General features: G+C 45.6%; 20 protein-coding genes and 2 tRNA genes. 17 read left to right on the forward strand and 5 right to left on the reverse strand.

Annotated elements, in window-relative coordinates; genetic code table 11:
* The 7 genes from BM114_RS10760 to BM114_RS10790 all read left to right on the forward strand — a co-directional run.
* Positions 1-315 (forward strand): transposase (locus BM114_RS10760; RefSeq protein WP_143089313.1); only part of this gene is annotated, 315 nt, incomplete at its 5' end.
* Positions 316-371: 56 nt separating this feature from the next.
* Positions 372-2,150 carry a hypothetical protein gene (locus BM114_RS10765; protein ID WP_092113332.1) on the forward strand — a complete coding sequence of 593 codons (1,779 nt, stop codon included), beginning with the start codon at positions 372-374 and terminating at the stop codon, positions 2,148-2,150.
* A gap of 10 nt (positions 2,151-2,160) precedes the next feature.
* On the forward strand, positions 2,161-2,364 hold the full coding sequence (locus BM114_RS10770; protein WP_092113333.1) for a hypothetical protein: 204 nt from the start codon (positions 2,161-2,163) through the stop codon (positions 2,362-2,364).
* 120 nt (positions 2,365-2,484) lie between these two features.
* The gene (locus BM114_RS10775; protein WP_177207095.1) at positions 2,485-3,693 is read left to right on the forward strand and encodes a lipoprotein N-acyltransferase Lnb domain-containing protein; all 1,209 of its coding nucleotides are present in this window, start codon (positions 2,485-2,487) and stop codon (positions 3,691-3,693) included.
* A gap of 2 nt (positions 3,694-3,695) precedes the next feature.
* On the forward strand, positions 3,696-5,513 hold the full coding sequence (locus BM114_RS10780; RefSeq protein WP_092113337.1) for an InlB B-repeat-containing protein: 1,818 nt from the start codon (positions 3,696-3,698) through the stop codon (positions 5,511-5,513).
* Entirely contained in the window at positions 5,510-5,701 is a 192-nt protein-coding gene (locus BM114_RS10785) for a hypothetical protein (RefSeq protein WP_092113339.1), read from the forward strand. Before BM114_RS10780 ends, BM114_RS10785 begins: the two co-directional genes overlap by 4 nt.
* Positions 5,702-5,825: 124 nt before the next feature.
* Positions 5,826-6,335 carry a nitroreductase family protein gene (locus BM114_RS10790; RefSeq protein WP_092113340.1) on the forward strand — a complete coding sequence of 170 codons (510 nt, stop codon included), beginning with the start codon at positions 5,826-5,828 and terminating at the stop codon, positions 6,333-6,335.
* 43 nt (positions 6,336-6,378) lie between these two features.
* Here BM114_RS10790 and BM114_RS10795 read toward each other — a convergent pair whose 3' ends face one another.
* The 3 genes from BM114_RS10795 to BM114_RS10805 form a co-directional block, all read right to left on the reverse strand.
* The gene (locus BM114_RS10795; RefSeq protein WP_092113342.1) at positions 6,379-6,984 is read right to left on the reverse strand and encodes a glutathione peroxidase; all 606 of its coding nucleotides are present in this window, start codon (positions 6,982-6,984) and stop codon (positions 6,379-6,381) included.
* 137 nt (positions 6,985-7,121) lie between these two features.
* A complete protein-coding gene (locus tag BM114_RS10800) occupies positions 7,122-7,559 on the reverse strand; it encodes an Hsp20/alpha crystallin family protein (RefSeq protein WP_092113412.1) in 438 nt (145 codons plus the stop codon).
* Between the two features lie 258 nt (positions 7,560-7,817).
* Positions 7,818-9,005, reverse strand: coding sequence for a serine palmitoyltransferase (locus BM114_RS10805; RefSeq protein ID WP_092113344.1), 1,188 nt, complete (start codon positions 9,003-9,005; stop codon positions 7,818-7,820).
* 166 nt (positions 9,006-9,171) lie between these two features.
* Here BM114_RS10805 and BM114_RS10810 point away from each other — a divergent pair, with 166 nt between their 5' ends.
* The gene (locus tag BM114_RS10810) at positions 9,172-10,200 is read left to right on the forward strand and encodes a diacylglycerol/lipid kinase family protein (RefSeq protein WP_092113345.1); all 1,029 of its coding nucleotides are present in this window, start codon (positions 9,172-9,174) and stop codon (positions 10,198-10,200) included.
* On the opposite strand, the gene BM114_RS10815 is transcribed toward BM114_RS10810, so the two are convergent.
* Positions 10,195-10,887, reverse strand: coding sequence for a tRNA1(Val) (adenine(37)-N6)-methyltransferase (locus BM114_RS10815; RefSeq protein ID WP_092113347.1), 693 nt, complete (start codon positions 10,885-10,887; stop codon positions 10,195-10,197). The genes BM114_RS10810 and BM114_RS10815 overlap by 6 nt on opposite strands.
* A 143-nt stretch (positions 10,888-11,030) precedes the next feature.
* Between BM114_RS10815 and lon the strand changes: the two genes are divergently transcribed.
* The 9 genes from lon to BM114_RS10860 all read left to right on the forward strand — a co-directional run bounded on the left by lon (position 11,031) and on the right by BM114_RS10860 (position 19,651).
* A complete protein-coding gene (gene lon, locus BM114_RS10820) occupies positions 11,031-13,493 on the forward strand; it encodes an endopeptidase La (RefSeq protein WP_092113349.1) in 2,463 nt (820 codons plus the stop codon).
* Positions 13,490-14,617: a tRNA guanosine(34) transglycosylase Tgt gene (gene tgt / locus BM114_RS10825; RefSeq protein ID WP_092113351.1), complete on the forward strand. Its 1,128-nt coding sequence runs from the start codon at positions 13,490-13,492 to the stop codon at positions 14,615-14,617. The genes lon and tgt overlap by 4 nt, the downstream gene beginning before the upstream one ends.
* Before the next feature lie 7 nt (positions 14,618-14,624).
* A complete protein-coding gene (locus BM114_RS10830) occupies positions 14,625-15,896 on the forward strand; it encodes an LptF/LptG family permease (protein WP_092113353.1) in 1,272 nt (423 codons plus the stop codon).
* 10 nt (positions 15,897-15,906) lie between these two features.
* On the forward strand, positions 15,907-17,514 hold the full coding sequence (locus BM114_RS10835) for a DEAD/DEAH box helicase (protein WP_092113414.1): 1,608 nt from the start codon (positions 15,907-15,909) through the stop codon (positions 17,512-17,514).
* Positions 17,515-17,518: 4 nt separating this feature from the next.
* Positions 17,519-17,806 (forward strand): hypothetical protein, encoded by a 288-nt coding sequence (locus BM114_RS10840; protein WP_092113355.1) that lies wholly within the window; start codon positions 17,519-17,521, stop codon positions 17,804-17,806.
* A gap of 65 nt (positions 17,807-17,871) precedes the next feature.
* Positions 17,872-18,594: a DUF6563 family protein gene (locus tag BM114_RS10845; protein ID WP_143089314.1), complete on the forward strand. Its 723-nt coding sequence runs from the start codon at positions 17,872-17,874 to the stop codon at positions 18,592-18,594.
* 45 nt (positions 18,595-18,639) lie between these two features.
* On the forward strand, positions 18,640-19,326 hold the full coding sequence (locus BM114_RS10850) for a hypothetical protein (protein ID WP_092113359.1): 687 nt from the start codon (positions 18,640-18,642) through the stop codon (positions 19,324-19,326).
* 144 nt (positions 19,327-19,470) lie between these two features.
* A tRNA-Arg gene (locus BM114_RS10855) sits at positions 19,471-19,544 on the forward strand.
* Positions 19,545-19,574: 30 nt separating this feature from the next.
* Positions 19,575-19,651 (forward strand) — tRNA-Arg (locus BM114_RS10860).
* A 368-nt stretch (positions 19,652-20,019) separates the two neighbouring features.
* Here the strand turns inward: BM114_RS10860 and htpG are convergent.
* Positions 20,020-22,074 carry a molecular chaperone HtpG gene (htpG, locus tag BM114_RS10870; protein WP_092113363.1) on the reverse strand — a complete coding sequence of 685 codons (2,055 nt, stop codon included), beginning with the start codon at positions 22,072-22,074 and terminating at the stop codon, positions 20,020-20,022.
* Positions 22,075-22,181 lie beyond the last annotated feature (107 nt).

Raw genomic sequence — 22,181 nt, forward strand, 5'->3', positions numbered from 1 at the left:
AAGATAAAGGATGCATATACGCTTATTTGTAGCCTAAGATGCATATTTAGTAGCAAGGATATTAATCGGACTGCAGCAAAGGATAAACTGCATGATTGGTATCAGAAGGTCTCAGCATGCACTTTGCGTGAAGTGAAGGCTGCAAGGGATGCTATCAAATACAAGGAGGAAGAAGTACTAAACTACTTCATCAACAGATCAACTAATGCTCATGCAGAATCTCTAAACTCAAAGTTGAAAGGCTTCAGAGCACAGCTCCGTGGAGTACAAGACCTGCCATTCTTCATGTATAGAACGACGATGATCTTTGGATAACAAAATGTTATTGCCACGGATATTTGCAACTGTGCCCTTATTATCGCATTCAGAATGTGGGAAGCAAAAATTATGTAGAGGTGCGTGGCCGTGCTACTGCTGATGCGAGTGTCGCTAACGCGGACAAGTTCACCAAGCCGGGAACAGTACTCCTGATTGGAACAGAGGCATCGTCGGGTGCCGCAGACGGTGCCATGCGCCTGACCAATCTCCGCAGCCAGGGGCTGGATGTCATTGGCGATGGCATTGACTCCAAGCCGGTTCCATCAGAGTATACTGCTTCCGGGAACGGCTTGACCGCTGACCTTCTCAGCTATGCTCAGACTTATGTATTGCCAGAGGCTCAGGGTGAGAATCTCTGGAATGCCTACAACAGCTACATGGCATTTGCGCACACGATGTTCAATATGGCTACCGGCTTTGCCGACGCTGAGGTCAAGCCGTTTGTTGACAATGAAGCCGACAAGGTGATTTATCAGAACCTGATGGATGATTTCAACAAAAACTATCTTCCGAAAATCAAGCTCGACATCTATCTCGTTCCTGCCGGAGCTGCCAATACCTATTATGTAAGGTCGCAGTTCCCATCACTGAAGCCCATCAAGGACTTCTATACTGCCAACAAAGCAGAGATGGATCGCGTGGTATGCCCGGCTGTGAGAAAGTTCATGGAAGCCCACGGGCAGGATAGCGGTGAGGGCATCGAGCCAGATGAGATTCCCCTGTTACAGAAACTTGGCTACACCTTCCCTGAGAAGTATAAGACCAATGATATTGGCGATCCATCCTATCATGTATGGTATATCTCCTACGGCACCATCATGTCCGATGAGGAACTGATGTTCTATTGGGTGAAGATGAATATTTATAAGCTTTACAATTCTGCGAGAGTGAAGGGTGCATTAGGCAGCCTGTTAGGCGGCGACAAGGTTTCCATGCTGGATGCTTTTGCAAATAAGTATTTCAATGAGATTCACTATAATGTGCCTTACTTCTTGATTGCGGGCTCTTACAAGAATGACGCCGGACAGAGAAGTTTCGTAGCTGGCAATGACTTCGGTTTTGCCAATGACGGCTCACAGTCCGAGTTCAACGACCTGCAGAATGCTGGAGACTATGGAAAGTGGGTGCTTGAGACGATTGACGAAACCAATTACTTTACTGTGAAGCCCAACACGAATGCAGCTAAGAACGGCATGTATTATGCTTCCACCTATCTTGATTTCCCGTTTGAGGTCAAGGGTGAGAATGTGAATGCCGTATATACGGTAACGGCCGACGGTATCCAGTCGAAGAATGAAACTGATGGTTCGACCACTAAGTATGTGGAGTTCGAAAAGGCATCGGGCATTATTCCCGCAGCTACTGCCGCTGTCATCGAGTTCAAGAGTTCTGCCGTAGACAATACCTTGTCTCTCGTTCCCTCTGTTGACGGGACGCGCGCCGGGGTCGGCTACAATAGCACAGACCTCGTGCAGGGAACTTTCCTCGGAGGCAATAAGGGCGACCTGAACAAGAAGTGGGGAACTGGAGTTAATGCAGACTCCAAACTCTATCTCTGGGGCTATAACAAGAGTGATACTAAGAATCCTTATGGATTTTATCTCTACAGCAACGAGACTATTCCAACCAACAAGCCATTCATTCAGACTGCTGCTACCAGCGGTGCCAAGATTTACTTCATGATTGGCGGTGAGACAACCGGTATCAACGGTATAGAGACTGGTGCTACAATCAGCGACAATGCTCCTCGCTATAATCTGAACGGACAGCGTGTCGGCAAGGATTATAAGGGCGTGGTTATTGTAGAAGGAAAGAAGATAATTCAGAAATAAATACAAGACAATGAAGAAACGGTATATCAAGCCAGACGCAATGCTGGTACAACTTAATATGCGAGATAAGATACTGGGCGAAACACTTGGAGGACAATCTACTAACCCCGTAGGCGAAGGCGGAGATATCGTCTTCGATCCTGCTAAACAAGGATTTAGTGAGGATGACGAGGAGAATAGCGGTTATTCCCTTAACAAGCCTTGGGAAGACTAATCAGATGAGATCCCAGCTATATTATTAATAATGATAGGGTGGATGACGACTACAAGAGATAATCGGCATCCACCTTTTATTCTTAAATTAGAAGTTTTAGAGATAGAAGTTTACATCTGTATGCGTAGCTTCATGCCGGATGTCCGAAAACTGTACCTCATCCTCCTTGCTTTTATTTTCACGGTGAGCAGTAGTGCGGATGATACGATTAAAGTTGCCTCTGACAGCAGTAACTTCGTTACGGCCAGTATCCTCATTGTCTCTCCGACTGACGCCGTCTATTCTGTCTTCGGACATAGTGCCATCCGTATGCAGTGCCCGTCAAAAGGTTTGGATTATTGCTTTACCTTTGAGATGGATTCCCGGGTTTATGATTTCCTGAAGTTCTTTGCAGGGAAGGCGGAAGCTGGATTTGTAGCAGTGCCCACTTCTGAATTCCTGAAGTATTATAGTGATGAGGGAAGGGGGATTGAGCAATACACCCTGAATCTCACTCCTCATGAGAAACAGGAGCTTTGGCGAGCTTTGGACAACAGTATGATGGATGGAGCTCATCGTAAGTTTAATCTGTTACAGAATAATTGCACTTCGATGAGCATATTCATGATAGAATCGGTATTGGCAAACGAGGAGATAAACTTTGGAAAGATGCCTACCCCTATGTATTATAAGAACGGAATAGGCGTGCGGTTTCTGTCGCGAAAATCTCCTTGGGCACAGTTTCTGTTCATGACATTCATGGGTACAGAAAGCGACCAGGACTGGGACATAGAAAATAAACTGTCGCCCGAGTTGATGATACCTGTCCTTAAACAGGCAAGAATCGTGAATCTCGTTAGTCGTGAATCCCGGCCAGTTCTGACCGGAGATTTTGTCCGACTCTTGCCCCTTGTGATACAGGAGAAGCCTTGTGCAGCATCGCCTACCATTGTGTTTGCGCTGTTGCTGTTGTGCATTCTGGTGCTGACCTATGGGGAATGGAGATGGAAATGGCAGCACATTGCCAAGTATGTGGATATAGCATTGCTGGCAATGCAGACCCTTGCAGGAATCATTCTGCTGTATGTTACATTTGTGTCCGGCCTGTTTGGTTTGCATTGGAATTGGTATCTGATTCCCTTTAACCCGCTTCCGGCCGCATGTTGGCTTATTTGGAAAAATAAAAAGAACTATTACAGGCTATATGGAGCTTATGCGGTAATAGGCATAGCTTTTATGCTCATAGCTCCCTTGCTGACCTCTCAGGTTGATCTACCTCATCTCTTGCTCGTGGCAACATTAGTCGTCAGATGTCTAAGTAATTACTTTATAAAAAACAAACAAAAATAAATATGAAAGAACATTTTAACAGAAAACGGTTGATTCTCCTTGGGTTTATCCTCTTGGGTATGGGAAATGTCTATGCAGGCGGAAGCAGTTCTTATAATTATTCTGTTACCGTTACTGCAAATCCAACGGGAAAGGGAAGCGTGTATGCAGCGAAAACGAAGACTGCAACAAGTGGGGATGCAACTCTAACGATTAGTAATAGTAGTAATCAGGAGGAAAAGGCTTATTTGTTTGCTACGCCCTCAGGTGGATATTTCTTCTTGGGCTGGGCAGAAGCAGCCACTCCTGCAAATATCCTGAGTAACGCGATCCCTTATGAGATAACAATGAAGAACAATACGGATAAAAGTACTGTTACCTATAGTTATATAGCTAATTTCTCAAGGATAGTGGCAAAATCCAACAATAACAGTTATGGAGCTGTTACGATAAACTCTCCCATGAACCAAGACGGGGACAATGTTATTTTGACGGCAACTCCGTCCAAAGGCTCCACCTTCGAAGGATGGCAAAAGAATGGGACTCTTTATTCTACGGAGCTAAAATTGACTCTGACAGTTTCTGATGAAACGGCCGGAGAGTATACGGCAGTTTTCAATAGTTCCTCCTCTGATTTTACGGGGACTGGTTACTATCGTGTTAGGAGTGCCAATGCTCCAACCATCAATGACTACATCAGTCTGGTAGATAATGCGTTCAACTACAATGAAATTGTAGCGACAGGCGGCGGCGGTAAGGCAATTGCCTTAAATAATCCAGGAGCAAGGGATAAAGCTATCACCCGAGCCGGGCAATATCTGAATCAGGACATTACTCTTATTAGTGAGCCCACTTATGACCCCTATGCAGATCCCTCGGCCGTATTCTATTTCACGAAGGTAGACAAAAAATATGATTTCCAAGCTCAAGGTACGGGGCTGAATACCATTGCCACGGGAACATGGAATTCAAGCCTGGGGGACTTTGATATCAACGATATCTATGCAAATGTTAATTCCAATTCGGATGGAACTTATGCAGTGTCAATAGATCTTGCCCTAAGTTCTTATAACTTGGGAACACGATATTTGGGTGATGATAACAGCACTCTGACTTTTCAAACGGAGAACAATTCCCTCGCGAAGTGGGCAATAGAACCTGTAGACGAATCGCATTACTTCGGTGTGAAGCCGCTCAATGCAAACATCAAGGATGGGCATGGCTACTATTGGACCACTCTGATGACAGCCTTCCCTTATGAGATTCCTGTCGGAGGAGGCGTCAAAGGGGCATACACTATCAAGGAAATCACAACGGCCGACGGCAACAGCTATGCCAGACCTGCCTTGCTGGCCGGTCAGGGCGCGACGGTCGCTGCGGGTACGCCAGTACTATTGAAGTGTTCCTCGTTGGAGGCAGAAGATAACAAGCTTACTCCTGTGGACACGCATAAGTTGGGCAATCCGGATACTAAGATCTCCAATAATCTACTTTCGGGCATCTATCTGCCTAAAAAGCTAAAGAATGACCAGACCAACTTCCGTGTTCTGAATATAAGCCCGACTACAGGCAAGATAGGTTTCTATAAGCTGGGTGCATCCCAAGCCTACATGAGTCCTAACAAGGCTTTCTTGGATTTATCTCAGGTATCAGGCGGTGCAAAGGTCGGTACTGTATATATTGATTTTGACGATGCGGGTATTGTGGATGGAATATCCGAGAATATAGCAAATCCTGAGGTTCCACAAGATAATGTCTACTACGACCTGCAAGGCCGACGGGTGGAGCATCCTTCACACGGCATCTATATTCGAAATGGCAAGAAAGTTATTGTAAAATGAAGGAATATAAAGTTTTGAAGATGGAAAAAGAGTATATTGCGCCTAAATGCGAGATTTGTGAAATCGAACCAACATCACTCATGGCTGTATCAGACGATGACTGGAAGACGACGGACGAGGAGGTTTCCGGGCAGGGCGCCAAGCCGGATTTCTCAGACTTGGACAGCAATGATCCTTGGGAAGATTGATTTAAGTAATCAATATAAACAGGCGGGGCAGGGGATAGAAGATCTCTTGCCCTGTTTTTTGAAATTTATCTGCAGATTTGAAAAATAATCATTAACTTTGCAATAAAAAGAAAGGATTGACAAGATGGATTTTCTGCATTTATGTAAAGAACGCTTCTCTGCCCGCAAGTATACGGCGGAGCAGGTAAGCCAACAAGATCTGGAGTATATCAAGGAGGCTGTTCGCATGGCTCCCTCGGCCGTTAATAAGCAGCCGTATAAGTTTGTGATAGTGCAGTCTGAAGAAGAAAGAGGGCGTCTTCAACAATGCTATGACCGTGATTGGTTTAAGTCGGCACCTCTTTATATTATAGGTTACAAAAGTGATGAAGCGAGCTGGGTACGCCAGTATGACAGGAAGCCACATGCTGACATAGATGTGGCCATCGCTACGGAGCACCTCTGCCTGGCAGCTACGGCACAGGGACTGGGAACCTGCTGGGTGTGCAATTTCGATACCGGCAAACTGAGAGAGCTCTTCCCTTTGGCGGGGTATGAGGCAGCGGTCATCGTGACGATAGGACATATAGCATCCGACTGCCCGCATCCAGAGAAGAAGCGCAAGTCCATGGAGGATCTTTTTGAGACGATTTGATGAAAACAAAGAAGGCGACGAGACAGACCTCGTCGCCTTTGCCTTATTCTGCCACCGCCTTGGCCACGGCCTTAGCAACCTCTTTCATGCTTTGTGTAGGCTCGAAACGGGCAATCGCCTTGCCCTGCCTGTCGACGAGGAACTTGGTAAAGTTCCATTTGATATCCGACTTGCTGGCATAGCCGGGATCTTTTTTCTTGAGCATGCCCGACATGAACTTTGCCTTGATGCCTTTACCGAGACTCCTGAAACCTTGCTTGCTTTTCAGCCAAGTATATAGCGGGAGCTCATTCGCTCCGTTTACCTCGATCTTATCAAACAAGGGAAAGGTGGTCTCATAGTTTTCGGTGCAGAACTGGCGGATATTCTGAATGCTGCCAGGAGCCTGTGCGCCAAACTGATTACACGGGAAATCGAGAATCTCGAAGCCTTGTTCCTTATACTGGTCATAGAGCTCTTGTAGCTCTTTGTACTGGGGGGTAAATCCACAGCGGGTTGCAGTGTTTACGATGAGTAGTACTTTCCCCCTGTATTTTTCGAGTTTTACTTCTTTTTCGTATTCATCCTTAACCGTGAACCCGTATAGGTTCTCCTGCGCTGTTGCAGTAAGGGCAAAGACGGTCGTCAATATTAAGATAAGTTTTCGCATTATTAAATGTATTATGATTTGCCAGTATAACGGGAAAAAACAAGAAATATTATAAGTTGTAGCAATGAGTAGGGCTTAAAGTGAGCAAAAAGGCGGTAAGCCTATCGACCTACCGCCTCTCTTATCCTTTTGCCCCCTTATACAACTTCTATCCGCTTTACATCCTTGTCTTCTTCTTTCTTCGTAAGTTTTGGAATTACGATCTCAAGAACTCCGTCGTTCACCTTTGCGCTGATGTTGTCTCTGTCGGCATTTTCCGGCAAGATATAACTCTGTTCATAGTTAGAGTAGCTGAACTCACGGCGCAGATAGTGCTCCTTCTTGTTCTCTTCTTTATGTTCCATCTTGTTTTCGATAGCAACATTCAGATTTCCGTCATGATCTATATTCATGCGGACGAACTCTTTCTTTAGGCCAGGAGCAGCGATTTCCATCGTATACTCTTTCTCATTCTCCTTGACATTGACTGCAGGTGCCGTTGTGTTAAACTGTGGCATTAAGTCTGTATCAAAGAAATTGTCATCAAACCAGTTGCTTAACCAATTAGAATTGTTGTTTCTGCGAGCTAATAACATAATTAATACCTCCTGTTTGTATTTTAGTTCTTTGTTTATGTTTTTGAGGCTTTTCGGTTGATTGAACTTCCAAGCTTCAATATCCAGAGCAACAATATTCATACCAACCTATATGCTCTGCCACTACTGGCAGGAGAATTACTAATTCTGTCAGTAAAGTTTAAAATAATTTACTTTTACCGCCAGTTTTCATGGAGGATAAAAAAAGAGGAAGCTCTTTGGAAACCTCCTCTTATATTCCTTAATGATTATAGTTGCTTACTTGATAATACCTTCTTCTATGAATATCTTTTTTAATGCTACGACACCACGCTCTACTTGTTCCTGGCTGTGAGTAGCCATTAGGGCAAAGCGAACGAGAGTGTCTTGTGGGGCACATGCAGGAGGAATAACTGGGTTGATAAATACACCGGCATCAAAAGCTTTTTTCGTAACTTCAAATGTTTTATGAATGTCGCGTACATACAGTGGAATAATCGGGCTCTCGGTTTCTCCAATTTCAAATCCTTCTTCGCGGAAACGCTTTAGAGCATAGTGAGTTACATTCCAGAGATGCTCAATACGCTGTGGTTCTTCTTGAATGATGTGAAGGGCTTCCATTGCTGCAGCCGTAGCAGCGGGAGTATCGCTGGCACTAAATATATAAGTGCGACAAGTATGCCGCAAATAGTTAATGGTATCAGAATCTCCTGCAATAAATCCTCCAATGGATGCTAAGCTCTTAGAAAAAGTTCCCATGATGAGATCTATTTCATCAGTAAGGCCAAAATGATCACAGACACCGCGTCCCTGTCTGCCGAATACGCCCAAGCCATGGGCTTCGTCAACCATGACAGAACAATTGTATTTATGCTTAAGCTCCACAATCTCGGGCAACTTAGCTAAATCTCCTTCCATAGAGAAGACGCCATCTACGACAATCAGTTTGACTGCCTCTTGTGGCAGCTTTTGCAGCACACGCTCCAAGTCCTCCATGTCGTTATGCTTATAGTGTAGCTGAGTTGCAAATGAGAGTCTGCGACCGTCAACGATGGAAGCATGGTCTCGGTCATCGCAAATAATATAGTCTCCACGGCCTACAACGGCGGCGATGACACCAGAATTTACGGAAAAACCCGTCGAAAAGCAAAGGGCTTCGTCCTTATGCTCAAATTCTGCGAGTTCTTTTTCTAACTGTACATGGATGTCTAATGTTCCATTGAGGAATCTGCTTCCAGCACACCCTGTACCATATTTGAGGAGAGCTTTCTCTGCTGCAGCAATTACTCGTTCGTCGCCTGTAAGGCCTGTGTAGGCATTACTTCCGAACATTAACACCCGATGCCCCTCCATGGTGACCTCGGGCCCTTGCTTGCTCGTGATAGCACGAAAATATGGATACACTCCTGCAGCCATAAATTTCTGTGGCTCACGATAGCTCTTATACCTTTCTTGTAATTGTCCCATTTAAACGATGTAGAATCACTACTTTTTGTTACAGGTTGCAAAGTTACAAAAAATACTCTTAATTCGCTTAATTTTACCAAGAAATATTCCAAATGATGATTTTTTTTGAAAAACAAAGAGATTTGCTTCTTTTTATTTAGTATCTTTGCAGCAAAGTGGAAACATCATGAAGAAACAAGTACTTTTTATCATGAACCCAATTTCAGGGACAACTTCAAAGTCTGGTGTCCCAAGGCTCATTGACAAATATCTCGACAAGGAGAAATTTGACTTTGAAATTAAGAGTACAGATTATGCAGGCCATGGTGTTGAGTTGGCAAAGGAGGCGGTAGCCCGCGGTGTCGATATTGTCGTTGCGGTAGGGGGAGACGGTACGGTGAACGAAGTTGCCCGTTCGTTAGTGCATACAAAGACGGCGCTTGGCATTCTTCCCTGTGGTTCTGGTAATGGGCTTGCTCGCCATCTAATGTTGCCAATGAATCTTCGCAAGAGTATAGAAATTATAAACCTATGTGAAATCCATGATTTGGATTATGGCATCATCAATGGTCATCCTTTCTTCTGTACTTGTGGGATGGGATTTGATGCTGATATCAGTCAGAAATTTGCGGAGTCGGGTAAGCGTGGACCGATAACTTATGTTCAGAAAGTTCTGGAGGAGGGCCTGAAATATAGGCCCCAAACCTACGAGATTGAATTTGACGGTGATACTACTCGCTATAAAGCATTCCTTATTTCATGTGCCAATGCTTCTCAGTATGGCAATAATGCCTATATCGCCCCTCAGGCCTCAATGAGTGATGGCATGATGGATGTGATTATTATGGAGCCGTTTGACTTATTAGAAGCTTCGCAGATAGCCATTGATATGTTTAATAAGACTCTTGATAAAAGTTCGAGAATTAAGAGCTTCAGGGCAAAACACCTGAAAATCCATCGTGCCGTTCCAGGAGTCATCCACTTTGACGGCGATCCTGTTATAACCAGTGCTGATGTGGATGTGCGTTTGTTTGAAAAGGGATTTAAGGCTGTTGTGAATCCAGATGCAAACAAGGACTTTCGTAAGCCCAATATGCTTCAGAGTGCAGCAGCAGAACTTTTTAATGAAATCAATGTTGTTAAAGACGATATCTCCAGACAGGGCAGGCATGTGCTTGCCCTAAGTAAAATCTTGCACAGGAAGTTGAATTTATAAATAAAAACTGTCGGTTAATTTCTTGTACCATTCACTCTTTTTATTATGTTCTTCAAACAGGGAGACATGCAATTCTTCTGTCTCGGTATTTCTTTTTGAAAATGCGAGCAATAATCTTTTCTCTTGTTTGTTCCTGATGGTTTTTACCCAAACTTTCTTTGTGGTGAAAAATCCTGAGAAATAAGATTCTGTAAGAATTTCCTCAAGGTTTTCAATAGGGATTACGATGCTCAATTCTCCTTTTGGCTTTAAGAGCCTTTCCGAATGATGGAAAAGATTATTAAACGACAGGGTATCCGTATGTCGTGCAATAGCTCTCTTTATGTCGGGATTTTTTAGCGAGTTCACAAAGTAAGGTGGATTGCAGACTATAGCATCGAATTGCAACTTAGACTGGAACTTTTGTAAAGAGGTATGGAAGATTTGCAGCCTGTTGAAAAACGGACTGCTTAAAAAGTTCTCTTTAGCCTGCTCACATGCATTTTCTTCAATATCAATGCCTTCCACAATGGCTTCAGGAAACCTTTGCGCCATCATGAGTGCTATCAGTCCTGTACCAGTCCCAATGTCAAGGATGCGTTTCCCTCCTTTTGCCCATGCTCCCAGTAAAACTCCATCCGTGCCAACTTTCATTGCGCATAAATTTTGTTTTATCGTGAATTGCTTGAATGTAAACTCGTCTTTCATCGTGGTTTTAAACGCATGAATCCCTTTTTTATTTTATGAATTTTCCTAAAAACCTATTTCTTATACATAAATAACATGGCTTTATTATCGATTTCTTATAAAAAATATGTATCTTTGCATACTAAAATGGTTATTTAGGCTATATGAGTAGAAAAATGAGTCCGTCTATACAGACCATTACAGACTTCAATGGGGATGTGAATGAACTGTTCAAGATAGATGTAAACAGCGATGTGCCAATACTTTGCACTCGTAACCTTTTCTTTTTCCCTGGTGTGGTTTCCCCAATCATTATTGGTCGCCCAGCAAGCTTGAAATTGCTTGAATATCAACAGAAGAACCCAGAGGGAATCTTTGCCGTCTTTTGTCAGAAAGATGTGAATGTTGATTTGCCTCAGGAAAACGATCTCTATAAGACAGGTGTCTATGCCAAGTTGCTCCGGATAATGGAAATGCCCGGAAATGGGGGCTCTGTAACAGCTATCCTTCAAGCCCTTGGCCGCTGTGAACTTGATCAGATTACGCACTATGCTCCTTATTATCGGGGCATGGTGAGAAGTTTAGAGGAGGTGTACCCTCGTGAGGGAAACAAGGAATTTCGCACGGCGATGCAAGATTTGCGCCAGAAAGCTGTGGAGTATATCCATCTGAATGACGAAGTCCCTAACGAGACGGAGTTTGTAATCCGTGATACCACAAATGATATTATCTGTCTGAGTTTTATCCAGACAAATCTTCCGTTTGCAGTTACGGACAAGGCAAACCTGATACAGGGAGCTGACACTATGGAACGCTTGTTCCGTACCCTTCGCCTGATTAATCGCGAACTGGAGTTATTAAGGTTAAAGCAGTCGATTCAAACCAAGACCCGTCAAGATCTTGACGAACAACAACGGGAGTATTTCCTCAAGCAGCAAATCAAGAATATTGAAGAGGAATTAGGAGGAGGGGAAGGAAGTCCTGAACGCAGGGAACTTACGGAGAAAGCAGCGAAGAAAAAGTGGCCAGAGAGTGTAAAAGCCATCTTTGACAAGGAGATTTCCAAGCTTGACTTGTTGAATTCACAGAGCCCGGAGTATAGTGTACAGTTAAACTATCTGCAGACTTTGGTCGACCTTCCGTGGGCTGAATATACTAAAGATGACTTAGAACTGAAGCGAGCCCAGCGCATTCTTGATCGCGACCATTATGGTATGGAAAAAGTGAAAGAGCGCATCCTTGAATATATTTCCGTATTAAAGTTGCGGGGCGATCTTAAATCACCTATACTTTGCCTGTATGGTCCTCCCGGAGTAGGCAAGACAAGTCTCGGCAAAAGCATTGCTGCGGCCATGAAGCGTAAATATGTCCGGGTCTCTTTGGGTGGATTGCACGATGAAAGTGAGATTCGCGGGCATCGCCGTACTTATGTCGGTGCAATGCCGGGTCGCATTATCAAGAGTATTCAGAAAGCGGGCTCTTCTAATCCCGTTTTCATTCTTGACGAGATAGACAAAATAACCCAGAACACCATCAATGGGGATCCTTCGTCGGCAATGCTCGAAGTGCTGGATCCTGAACAAAACAATGCGTTTCATGATAATTATCTCGATGTAGACTATGATCTCTCTAAGGTGTTGTTCATTGCTACGGCCAATGATCTGAACACCATTCCTCGTCCGTTGCTTGACCGCATGGAGATTATCGAGGTTACTGGCTATATAACAGAAGAGAAGATTGAGATTGCAAAACGCCATTTGGTTCCAAAGGAATTGGAGAATACGGGATTAGATATGTCTGATGAAAAACCTGTATTTACAAAGGCCGCACTTGAAAAGATTATTGAGTCATATACTCGTGAGAGTGGTGTCCGTCAGTTAGAGAAGCAGATCAACAAGTCGTTGCGTAAGCTGGCTTTCCTGAAGGCAAAGAACGGCAGTCTGCCTTATCAGAAAATCACTCCGGCAGAGATTGGAGATTTATTGGGTAAACCGCCATTCTATCGTGATATTTATCAAGGTAATGCCTATGCAGGAGTAGTAACAGGGTTGGCCTGGACTTCTGTAGGCGGAGAGATCCTTTTCATCGAAACATCTCTGAGTAAGGGCAAGGCTGGCAAGCTGACCCTTACAGGTAATCTTGGAGATGTGATGAAAGAAAGTGCTGTTATTGCCCTTGAGTATGTCAAGGCTCATGTTGATAAGTTGAAAGTAGACTATCGCATCTTTGATCAATATAATATTCATATACATGTACCGGAAGGGGCAACTCCCAAGGACGGTCCTTCTGCAGGTATTACGATTGCAACTTCTATAGCATCTGCGCTCACTCAGCGCAAAGTGCGTAAGAATACGGCCATGACGGGCGAGATAACCCTTCGGGGCAAAGTCTTGCCAGTAGGAGGTATCAAGGAGAAGATCTTGGCTGCAAAGCGTGCCGGAATTACCGATATAGTCATGTGCCAGGACAATAAGAAAGATATCAGCGAAATACCTGCCATCTATTTAAAGGGCGTCAACTTTCATTATGTTGAGAATGTACAGGATGTATGGGATTTTGCTTTGACGGATGAGCAGGTCAAGAATCCAATTCATTTTGAAATCGAAGAACAGAAAACAGCCCAATGACATTCGTACTGCAACATACGGATAATGCCAGTGATGCCCGTACGGGAATCATTACGACCGCCCATGGTCAGATCAAAACTCCCATCTTCATGCCGGTGGGAACCTGTGGCTCTGTGAAAGGAGTTCATTTTCAGGAGCTGCGCGATCAGGTCAAGGCTCAGATTATTTTGGGAAACACCTATCATCTCTATCTTCGCCCGGGGCTTGATATACTCAGGGCAGCAGGCGGCTTGCATGGTTTCAATGGATGGGAACGCCCAATCTTGACTGATAGTGGAGGCTTTCAGGTTTTTTCTCTGACAGGCATTCGGAAGTTGCGGGAGGAAGGTTGTGAGTTCCGTAGCCATATTGATGGTAGCAAGCATATCTTTACCCCTGAGAATGTCATGGATACAGAGCGGGTCATCGGTGCGGATATTATGATGGCTTTTGACGAGTGCCCTCCCGGGCAGAGTGATTATCGGTATGCCAGGCAAAGCCTTGGGATGACTCAGCGTTGGCTTGACCGCTGCATTCGGCGTTTCAAAGAAACGGAACCTCTTTATGGATATGCCCAGTCGTTGTTTCCTATAGTTCAGGGTTGCACCTATAAGGATTTGCGTCAGGAAGCTGCCAAGTTCGTTGCGGATAAAGGTGCCGACGGCAATGCTATCGGTGGGCTTGCCGTGGGAGAGCCTACTGAGGTGATGTATGAGATGATAGAAGTGGTGAACGAGATACTGCCCAAGGACAAGCCCCGCTATCTAATGGGAGTGGGCACGCCGCAGAACATTCTGGAAGCCATTGAGCGCGGCGTAGACATGTTCGACTGTGTGATGCCAACCCGCAATGGGCGTAATGCGATGCTCTTTACTTACGATGGCACGATGAATATGCGTAACAAGAAGTGGGAGATGGACTTCACACCCATAGACCCGGAGGGGTGTGAGACCGATAAGATTTATACCAAGGCTTATCTGCACCACCTTTTCAAGGCGCAGGAACTTCTTGCCATGCAGATTGCTTCGATTCATAACCTGGCATTCTATCTTAGGTTGGTGTCCGATGCCCGCACTCATATAGAGCAGGGGGATTTTGTCTCTTGGAAAAACAGCATCATTGATAGACTGGGAAAGAGAATTTAAGAGGAATATGGAATACAAGGAATTGCGAAGACACTATCAGCGCTATCGGGTGCTAAGATGGCTGGACAGACATCCTGCTTGGCTACATAGTCTTGCGCATTGGCTTTATGACCATACAGGATGGTTACGGAGATTTTTCATGGTCATTGCATCTCAATTGGGATTCTTGAAAGTGCTGAATCCATTCAAATATATCAAGCGGCTTGATTGGTATATCATCAAGAAGTTTATAGGCACTTATATCTTCTCCATTGCGCTGATTATTTCGTTGGCGGTGGTCTTTGATGTCAACGAGAATCTGTCCAAGTTCACTTCGTATCATGCTCCTCTGCGAGCCATTGTATTCGACTATTACCTGAACTTCATCCCTTATTTCTCCAATCTGTTCAGTGCGCTGTTTGTCTTTATTGCCGTAATCTTCTTTACATCAAAGCTGGCAGGAAATTCTGAGATAATAGCCATGTTGGCTGCAGGTGTCTCCTTCAAGCGCCTTATGCGTCCTTATATGATATCATGCGTACTCATTGCGATAATGTCGTATTATTTAAGTGCTTATGTTATTCCGCACGGGACCGTTGTGCGGCAGAATTTCGAGGCGCTCTATCGTAACAAGCAAAAGAGCACCTCTGCAGAAAATGTGCAGTTGCAAGTGGGGCAGGGTGTCATCGCATATATCCAGCACTACGATAACAACCTGAAGAAGGGTTATGGATTCTCTCTTGACAAGTTTGAAAATAAGAAACTGGTAAGTCATATGACGGCGATGGAGATACAGTATGACACCATCTCTGATTCCAAGTATCACTGGAATGCCCGGCAATGGAAGATTCGCCAGCTAAAGGGATTGAAGGAGCATATTACGAGTGGTGCTCGTATGGACACCCTGATTCAGATGGAGCCTACAGACCTTGTCTACTCAAAAGGGCAGCAGGAAACTTTTACATCTCCAGAGTTGCATGACTATATTTCTAAGCAAATAGACCGCGGCTCCAGTAATGTTGTCCAATATCAGGTGGAGTATCATAAGCGGATAGCCTCTTCGTTTGCCTCGTTTATACTGACGATTATCGGATTTTCTCTGTCCTCGCGGAAGCGAAAGGGAGGCATGGGGTTGTATCTGGGCATAGGTCTGGTTCTGAGTTTTACATACATTATGCTGCAGACCGTTTCGGCAACTTTTGCCATTAATGCAGGCTTCCCTCCCATGTTGGCAGCGTGGGTACCTAATATATTATTTGCCATTGTCGCGTATTTCTGCTACCGGCAGGCACCAAATTAAAACAATGAATATGAAATTTGAAGAATTAGATTTGAATGATAACATACTGGATGCGTTGTATGCGATGCATTTTGACGAATGCACTCCAGTACAGGAAAAGTGTATTCCAGAAATCCTGAGTGGTAAAGATGTTTTGGGCGTTGCCCAAACGGGAACGGGTAAGACAGCTGCTTATCTGCTGCCCATTTTGTCAAGACTTGATGACGGGGGCTATCCCAAGGATGCCGTTAACTGCGTTGTCATGTCGCCGACGCGTGAACTTGCACAGCAGATAGATCAGGCCATGCAAGGATTTGGCTATTATTTGCAGGGAGTGAGCAGTGTGGCCGTCTATGGAGGTAATGACGGGAACCGTTACGACCAGGAGTTGAAGAGCATGCGATTGGGGGCGGATGTAATCATAGCCACTCCAGGACGCCTTATCTCTCATTTGCAACTGGGAAATCTGGATCTTTCTAAGGTTTCCTTCTTTGTGCTTGACGAGGCCGACCGCATGCTCGACATGGGTTTTTCGGAGGATATTATGACAATAGCCAAGCATTTGCCCAAGAGCTGTCAGACGATCATGTTCTCTGCAACGATGCCGACTAAGATAGAAGAATTGGCAAAGACCTTGCTCAAGAATCCGTCAATGGTGAAGTTAGCGGTAAGCAAGCCTGCGGAGAAAATCCAGCAGAGTGCCTATCTCTGTTATGAGCCCCAGAAGCTGGGAATTATCCGTCATCTCTTCAAGGATAGCGACTTGAAGCGCGTCATCGTTTTCTGTGGCAAGAAGACCAAGGTGAAAGAGGTGAATCGTCAGCTCGTGAAGATGAAGATTAATTCGGGAGAAATGCATTCCGACCTCACCCAGAGTGAGCGTGATGATATGATGTTCCGTTTCAAAAGTGGGCAGCTGGATGTGCTTGTCGCTACTGATATTGTTGCGCGCGGTATCGATATCGATGACATTGCCATGGTCATCAACTATGATGTGCCCCGTGATGCCGAAGACTATGTGCATAGAATCGGGCGTACGGCTCGTGCTGATAAAGACGGAGTGGCCATCACTCTCGTTAGTGCCGAGGACATGTCTTATTTTAAAGACATAGAGCGTTTCTTGGGCAAGGAGGTCCATAAGAACGAGTTGCCGCAGGATTTAGGTGAGCAACCGTCTTATAGCAGAGGTGGGCAGAAGGCCAAGGCTCGCCGTCGCAATGATCGCAATCAGACAGCTCACAGGCGTAAGCCAACCCCCTCCGGCAGTCAGGAAGCACGGCAGGAGCCGCAGGAGGCTGCTGAGAAGAGCGTTCAAGATAACACCAATGGCGGACAAAAGAATTCCGCAAATCGCCGTCGTCGGAATTCAGGGCAGGCTCAAGCACGGCCTGGTACCCGTAATCGGCAGAACAGGGTAGATCTATCAGCTTCCGAAGGCCAGCAGAACAATCGCCCTAATGACATGCAACGGCAGTCTCGGAACCGTAAGCGGCCCAATAAGCAGCGTCATAATAACCGTAGTGTACAGAGGCAACAGGCAGAAGGCGAGGTTCGCCAACAGCCCCAGACTGCTCAACCACGGAAGAAAGGCATCACGGGTCTTGTAAAGAAGGCCTTTAGCTGGATTCGCCGCAAGTAGGCTTATGATTTCACGAGATAGCATAGAGTCCGCCTACAGCTTCTTCCATCAGAAATGGAATGTCTTTCGCCACTCCGCCATGGAGTGGCAGAAAGACGATATAGAATATGCCATAGGCCAGTATGTCGACGACATGAATCCGGAGCTTTATGCCATTATATCCAAAGGCAATCCCGACTTTATGAAGCTTCATTCTGCTTTTGCGATTGATATGGAATCCGCTGTAAGCCAGTTGGAGACTCTGTTGGGAAGCCTGCCCGGTGCGACGGCTTCAAACTCCACCTTGGCATAGGAGATTTCGTTTCGTAGCTTGCCAATGATTACAGGGAAAAATAATAACATTTAAAGAATGATTCGATGAAGAAAAGAAAGACTTTAGGTTTATTGGTTTTGCTGCTGTCAGTCTTGGGCTCATATCCAGTATTCGCGCAAGATGACATGAGTACCACGAATGATACTATTGTAAGCAACCAAACTACGAATGTAGAAAGCTGTGCTACCTATGAGGATTTCATTGCCAATAACTGGAAAACGGTAGGCCCTGTGGAGGTCAAGACCAAGAGCCGTAGTCGGCAGTTTTGGTGGGGCGGGAAGGATTTCAAGTTCGACTCAGAAGACAAAGCCGTCAAGACCCAGTTGAAGAAAGAGACTTTTGCCATTATGTATGCTGACACTCTGTTACTGAATACTCGGTTCTACAAAGACCGCGGTACCAAGTTTGGGAATGGATATGCCCGTGCTTTGCCGATGGTTGACAGCAGGTTCATCATGATTTATTTCAATGTGAGTGAGATCGCCTCGCGACAGACAGTTGGTGGTATGTTCGGGCTTTTGGGGTCTTTGGCCGTCGCAGCTTCCTCCTCTGCCATCATGAATGAGAATGTCTGCTATATCATTACGCCGGGACAGAATAAGGCCCTGATAATTGATGACAAGAAAATGAAAGAGCTCATGGCAGACAAACCAGACCTCTTGGAAAAATATATGAGCGTCGGTAAGAAGAAACGCAGCAATGCCGAAAATGTGGTGCCCTTATTGGAGGAAGCCGGATTGATTCATAGGCATAATCCTGTTCAATAAGTGAGAGGAAAGTTCTATAACCCTTCTATGAGGATAAAATCTTCTATGAGAAAAAAACAGTATCGCACACTCATCACCGGGGCTTTCGTGTTCTGTTCCCTGACGGCTCTCGGCCAGGAATCCCGCCATGAAATAAGGGTCGGGTTCGGAGCAGGAGAGGAACAGCATTTGAATTCCGTGCAGCATAAATATGTCTGCGACTATAATCTGGAAGAAGGAACGGGTGATGCCGACTGGGGTCTGGAAGGTCCTGCTTGGGTTGCTTGGCTGGAGTATTTCTATCATCTCAGCAAGCGTTGGGCTGTAGGAGCATCTGTCGGATTTGGGATTAGCCGGGAGGCTGCACATGTACCATGGGAGGAAAGGCATGACGCTAACCATCCACATTCCTCCATACATGAAGCAGGAGGAGTTTCTTATGAGGCTTATCCAAATACTATAGTAAATATGAGAAGCCGCTACTATTTTGCAATGCCCGTAGTGAAATACACATGGTATGGCCATAATCATTTCCGGCTTTATTCCAAAGCAGGGCTGGGAGCACGATACTATAAACTCGATGTAACTTGCAACACGCAATCATTTCCAGAAATACATGAGAAAAATATGAAGTTGTCTTATCAGCTTTCTGCAGTAGGCGTCGAAGTGGGTGGTGAGCGTATGCGTGGCTTTGCGGAACTTGGCTATGGCATGCAAGGCATCTTCAATTTCGGTATTCTCCTAAACTTGTAGCGTTTTTAACGATATGGCCGGTAGTGCGATTTGATAAAAAGGAGAGTAAGGCTTGCTATATTCGAAAGGTGAACCAAAAAAACAAATAAAAATTTGTTGGTTACGAAAAAAGTGCGTACCTTTGCATTCGCTATTCGAAAGGACGGCTCCGTAGCTCAACTGAATAGAGCACTTGACTACGGATCAAGAGGTTGTGGGTTTGAATCCCGCCGGAGTCACTTCTTTACGATAGCAGAAACATACGGACTGGCTCCGTAGCTCAACTGAATAGAGCACTTGACTACGGATCAAGAGGTTGTGGGTTTGAATCCCGCCGGAGTCACCACAAGAGCTTCAGATTTATTTCTGAGGCTTTTTTCTGAATTCACCGAACTCACGTTATTTACCATCTTTCTCTTCCTGACGGGCTCGGGACTCTTGCTTGTGAAGCTTTTTTTGTTTCCCGGGAATGTCTTGCTTTTATGAAAAAGGTTTTCGGAGTGCAGCTTCATGCCGCTGATGATGATGTTACAAGCAGCTTGTAACATCATTACACACGGCTTGTAACAGGGTTACACACCGCTTGTAATCCTGCGGAAAGAAATCGGAGGAAAGGCAAAGAGCCCAAAGCATATATAGACGACAAGGCCTCTCACCCTCGGAAACATCCGTAGGAGAGAGGCCCTGTTCATTCAGCGGCTTTCCGGCCTGCTATTATCGAATCATATCCACGCTTCTCTTGAGGAATTCGTCGAGGGCAGCCCCTTTCAGCATTCCATTCTGGAGGAGGGCAAGGTCTATGAGCTGGTGTATCACTTTATTGCCCTTGGCATATTCCGCGAGAAGTTCGTTTTTCTTTTTCTTCTGGTCGGCGATGGCCTGCTCGGTATTCTTCAAGTCGTCTTTCTCTTCCTGGGTAAGCTCTTCCGGCTTCTTGCCGTTTTGGCTCTGGTGCAGGGCAGCCAGCCGGGCTTCCTGTCCTTTCAGTTCGCTCTCTATAGGCTTCAGCGCGTCAGCAGTAGCTTTCTCCGTGTCTTCGAGCACCTTCTTGACAAGCGGATGGTCAGCGTTCAATACGGCGGCATAGCTGTCGGGCATCTGCTGATAGAATGCCATGCCCTGCTGGAAGCGGCTGATGTCTTTCATGCGCCGCATATACTCACTTTGGGTGAGCAGTATGGGCTGGCCGTTTTCGCCCAGCGACTGCACCTCCATCATGAACTGCACTTTCTCAATTTTTGGCATCTGAGACTGGAATACCTCTGACAAATTGGCACTTTGCTCGCTGCTGAGTTCCGTCTTCTTCATGTCCTCCTTGATGATAAGCCGGTCGATGATGTCGGAATCCACCCGCGTGAAGCGGCTTTTCTCAAATTTCTGTTCGAGCATGGAGACCACCGGGGTGTCGAGCTCACCGTCCAACAGGAGCACGCTGTAGCCTTTGCTCTTGGCTGCCTCGATGTAGCTGTATTGCTCTTCCTTGTTGTTGGCGTAGAGATAGACCAGTTCCCCGTTCTTGTCGGTCTGATTATCCTTGATGAGGTTCTTGTATTCCTCGAAGGTAAAGAACTTTCCGTCGATGTCCTTGAGCAGGGCGAAGTCCTTGGCACGGTCATAGAAGTCTTCCTGGGAGAGCATTCCGTAGTTGATGAAAATCTTCAGGTCGTCCCATTTCTCCTCGTAGTTTTTGCGGTCTTCCTTGAATATATTCTGCAGTCGGTCGGCTACTTTCTTGGTGATATAGGTCGATATCTTCTTCACATTTGCGTCGCTCTGCAGGTAGCTGCGGCTGACATTCAGCGGGATGTCGGGTGAGTCGATGACACCATGCAGCAAGGTGAGGAATTCCGGTACGATACCGTCCACCTGGTCTGTAACGAACACCTGGTTGCAGTAGAGCTGAATCTTGTTGCGCTGCAGTTCAATGTTGCTCTTGATGCGGGGGAAATAGAGTATTCCCGTCAGGTTGAACGGATAGTCCACATTCAGGTGAATCCAGAACAGAGGGTCGTCGTTCATGGGGAACAGCGTGTGATAGAACTTGGTATAGTCTTCGTCCTTCAGTGAGTTCGGAGCCTTTACCCACAGCGGTTCCACATTATTTATAATATTGTCCTCGTCGGTGTCAACCTGTTTTCCGTCTTTCCACTCGGTCTTCTTTCCGAACGCTACGGGCACGGGGAGGAACTTGCAATACTTCTGCAGCAGGGTCTCTATGCGGGCTTTCTCCAGGAATTCCTTGCAGTCGTCGTCAATGTAGAGGATGATGTCAGAACCCCGGTCTTCCTTTTCTGCGTCCTCCAATGTAAACGAAGGACTGCCGTCGCAGCTCCACTTTACGGCCTGCGCGCCGTCCTGATAGCTCTTGGTAATGATTTCCACCTTCTTGCTGACCATGAAGGCCGAGTAGAATCCCAGTCCGAAATGTCCGATGATAGCGTTGGCCTTGTCCTTGTATTTGTCAAGGAAATCGTTGACTCCAGAGAAGGCAATCTGATTGATATACTTTTCCACCTCGTCAGCCGTCATGCCGATGCCGCGGTCGCTGATGGTCAGGGTTCCTTTGTCCTTGTCCAGACTTATGCGAACCGTCAGGTCGCCTAATTCACCCTTGAAGTCGCCTTGCGTGGCAAGCGTCTTCAACTTTTGGGTTGCGTCTATGGCGTTAGACACCATTTCGCGCAGGAAAATTTCATGATCGGAATAGAGAAACTTTTTAATCACGGGGAAGATATTCTCCGTCGTAACCCCGATGTTGCCTTGTTTCATGTTTATATGTTTAGTTTTGAATTCTGCCAGAAAGATTGCAAAAAGCGTGCCAAAAGAACAGAAGGGGCTCGGCCTTTGCTTAATTCATCTAAAATATGGAAACGGAA

The organism is Prevotella sp. KH2C16 (assembly GCF_900113305.1).
GTDB lineage: Bacteria > Bacteroidota > Bacteroidia > Bacteroidales > Bacteroidaceae > Prevotella.

Coding starts and splice junctions, on each gene's coding strand:
- BM114_RS10770 (WP_092113333.1), top strand. CDS start 2,161: ATGAAGAAACGGTATATCAAGCCAGACGCAATGCTGGTACAACTTAAT.
- BM114_RS10775 (WP_177207095.1), top strand. CDS start 2,485: ATGCGTAGCTTCATGCCGGATGTCCGAAAACTGTACCTCATCCTCCTT.
- BM114_RS10780 (WP_092113337.1), top strand. CDS start 3,696: ATGAAAGAACATTTTAACAGAAAACGGTTGATTCTCCTTGGGTTTATC.
- BM114_RS10785 (WP_092113339.1), top strand. CDS start 5,510: ATGAAGGAATATAAAGTTTTGAAGATGGAAAAAGAGTATATTGCGCCT.
- BM114_RS10790 (WP_092113340.1), top strand. CDS start 5,826: ATGGATTTTCTGCATTTATGTAAAGAACGCTTCTCTGCCCGCAAGTAT.
- BM114_RS10795 (WP_092113342.1), bottom strand. CDS start 6,984: ATGCGAAAACTTATCTTAATATTGACGACCGTCTTTGCCCTTACTGCA.
- BM114_RS10800 (WP_092113412.1), bottom strand. CDS start 7,559: ATGTTATTAGCTCGCAGAAACAACAATTCTAATTGGTTAAGCAACTGG.
- BM114_RS10805 (WP_092113344.1), bottom strand. CDS start 9,005: ATGGGACAATTACAAGAAAGGTATAAGAGCTATCGTGAGCCACAGAAA.
- BM114_RS10810 (WP_092113345.1), top strand. CDS start 9,172: ATGAAGAAACAAGTACTTTTTATCATGAACCCAATTTCAGGGACAACT.
- BM114_RS10815 (WP_092113347.1), bottom strand. CDS start 10,887: ATGAAAGACGAGTTTACATTCAAGCAATTCACGATAAAACAAAATTTA.
- lon (WP_092113349.1), top strand. CDS start 11,031: ATGAGTAGAAAAATGAGTCCGTCTATACAGACCATTACAGACTTCAAT.
- tgt (WP_092113351.1), top strand. CDS start 13,490: ATGACATTCGTACTGCAACATACGGATAATGCCAGTGATGCCCGTACG.
- BM114_RS10830 (WP_092113353.1), top strand. CDS start 14,625: ATGGAATACAAGGAATTGCGAAGACACTATCAGCGCTATCGGGTGCTA.
- BM114_RS10835 (WP_092113414.1), top strand. CDS start 15,907: ATGAAATTTGAAGAATTAGATTTGAATGATAACATACTGGATGCGTTG.
- BM114_RS10840 (WP_092113355.1), top strand. CDS start 17,519: ATGATTTCACGAGATAGCATAGAGTCCGCCTACAGCTTCTTCCATCAG.
- BM114_RS10845 (WP_143089314.1), top strand. CDS start 17,872: ATGAAGAAAAGAAAGACTTTAGGTTTATTGGTTTTGCTGCTGTCAGTC.
- BM114_RS10850 (WP_092113359.1), top strand. CDS start 18,640: ATGAGAAAAAAACAGTATCGCACACTCATCACCGGGGCTTTCGTGTTC.
- htpG (WP_092113363.1), bottom strand. CDS start 22,074: ATGAAACAAGGCAACATCGGGGTTACGACGGAGAATATCTTCCCCGTG.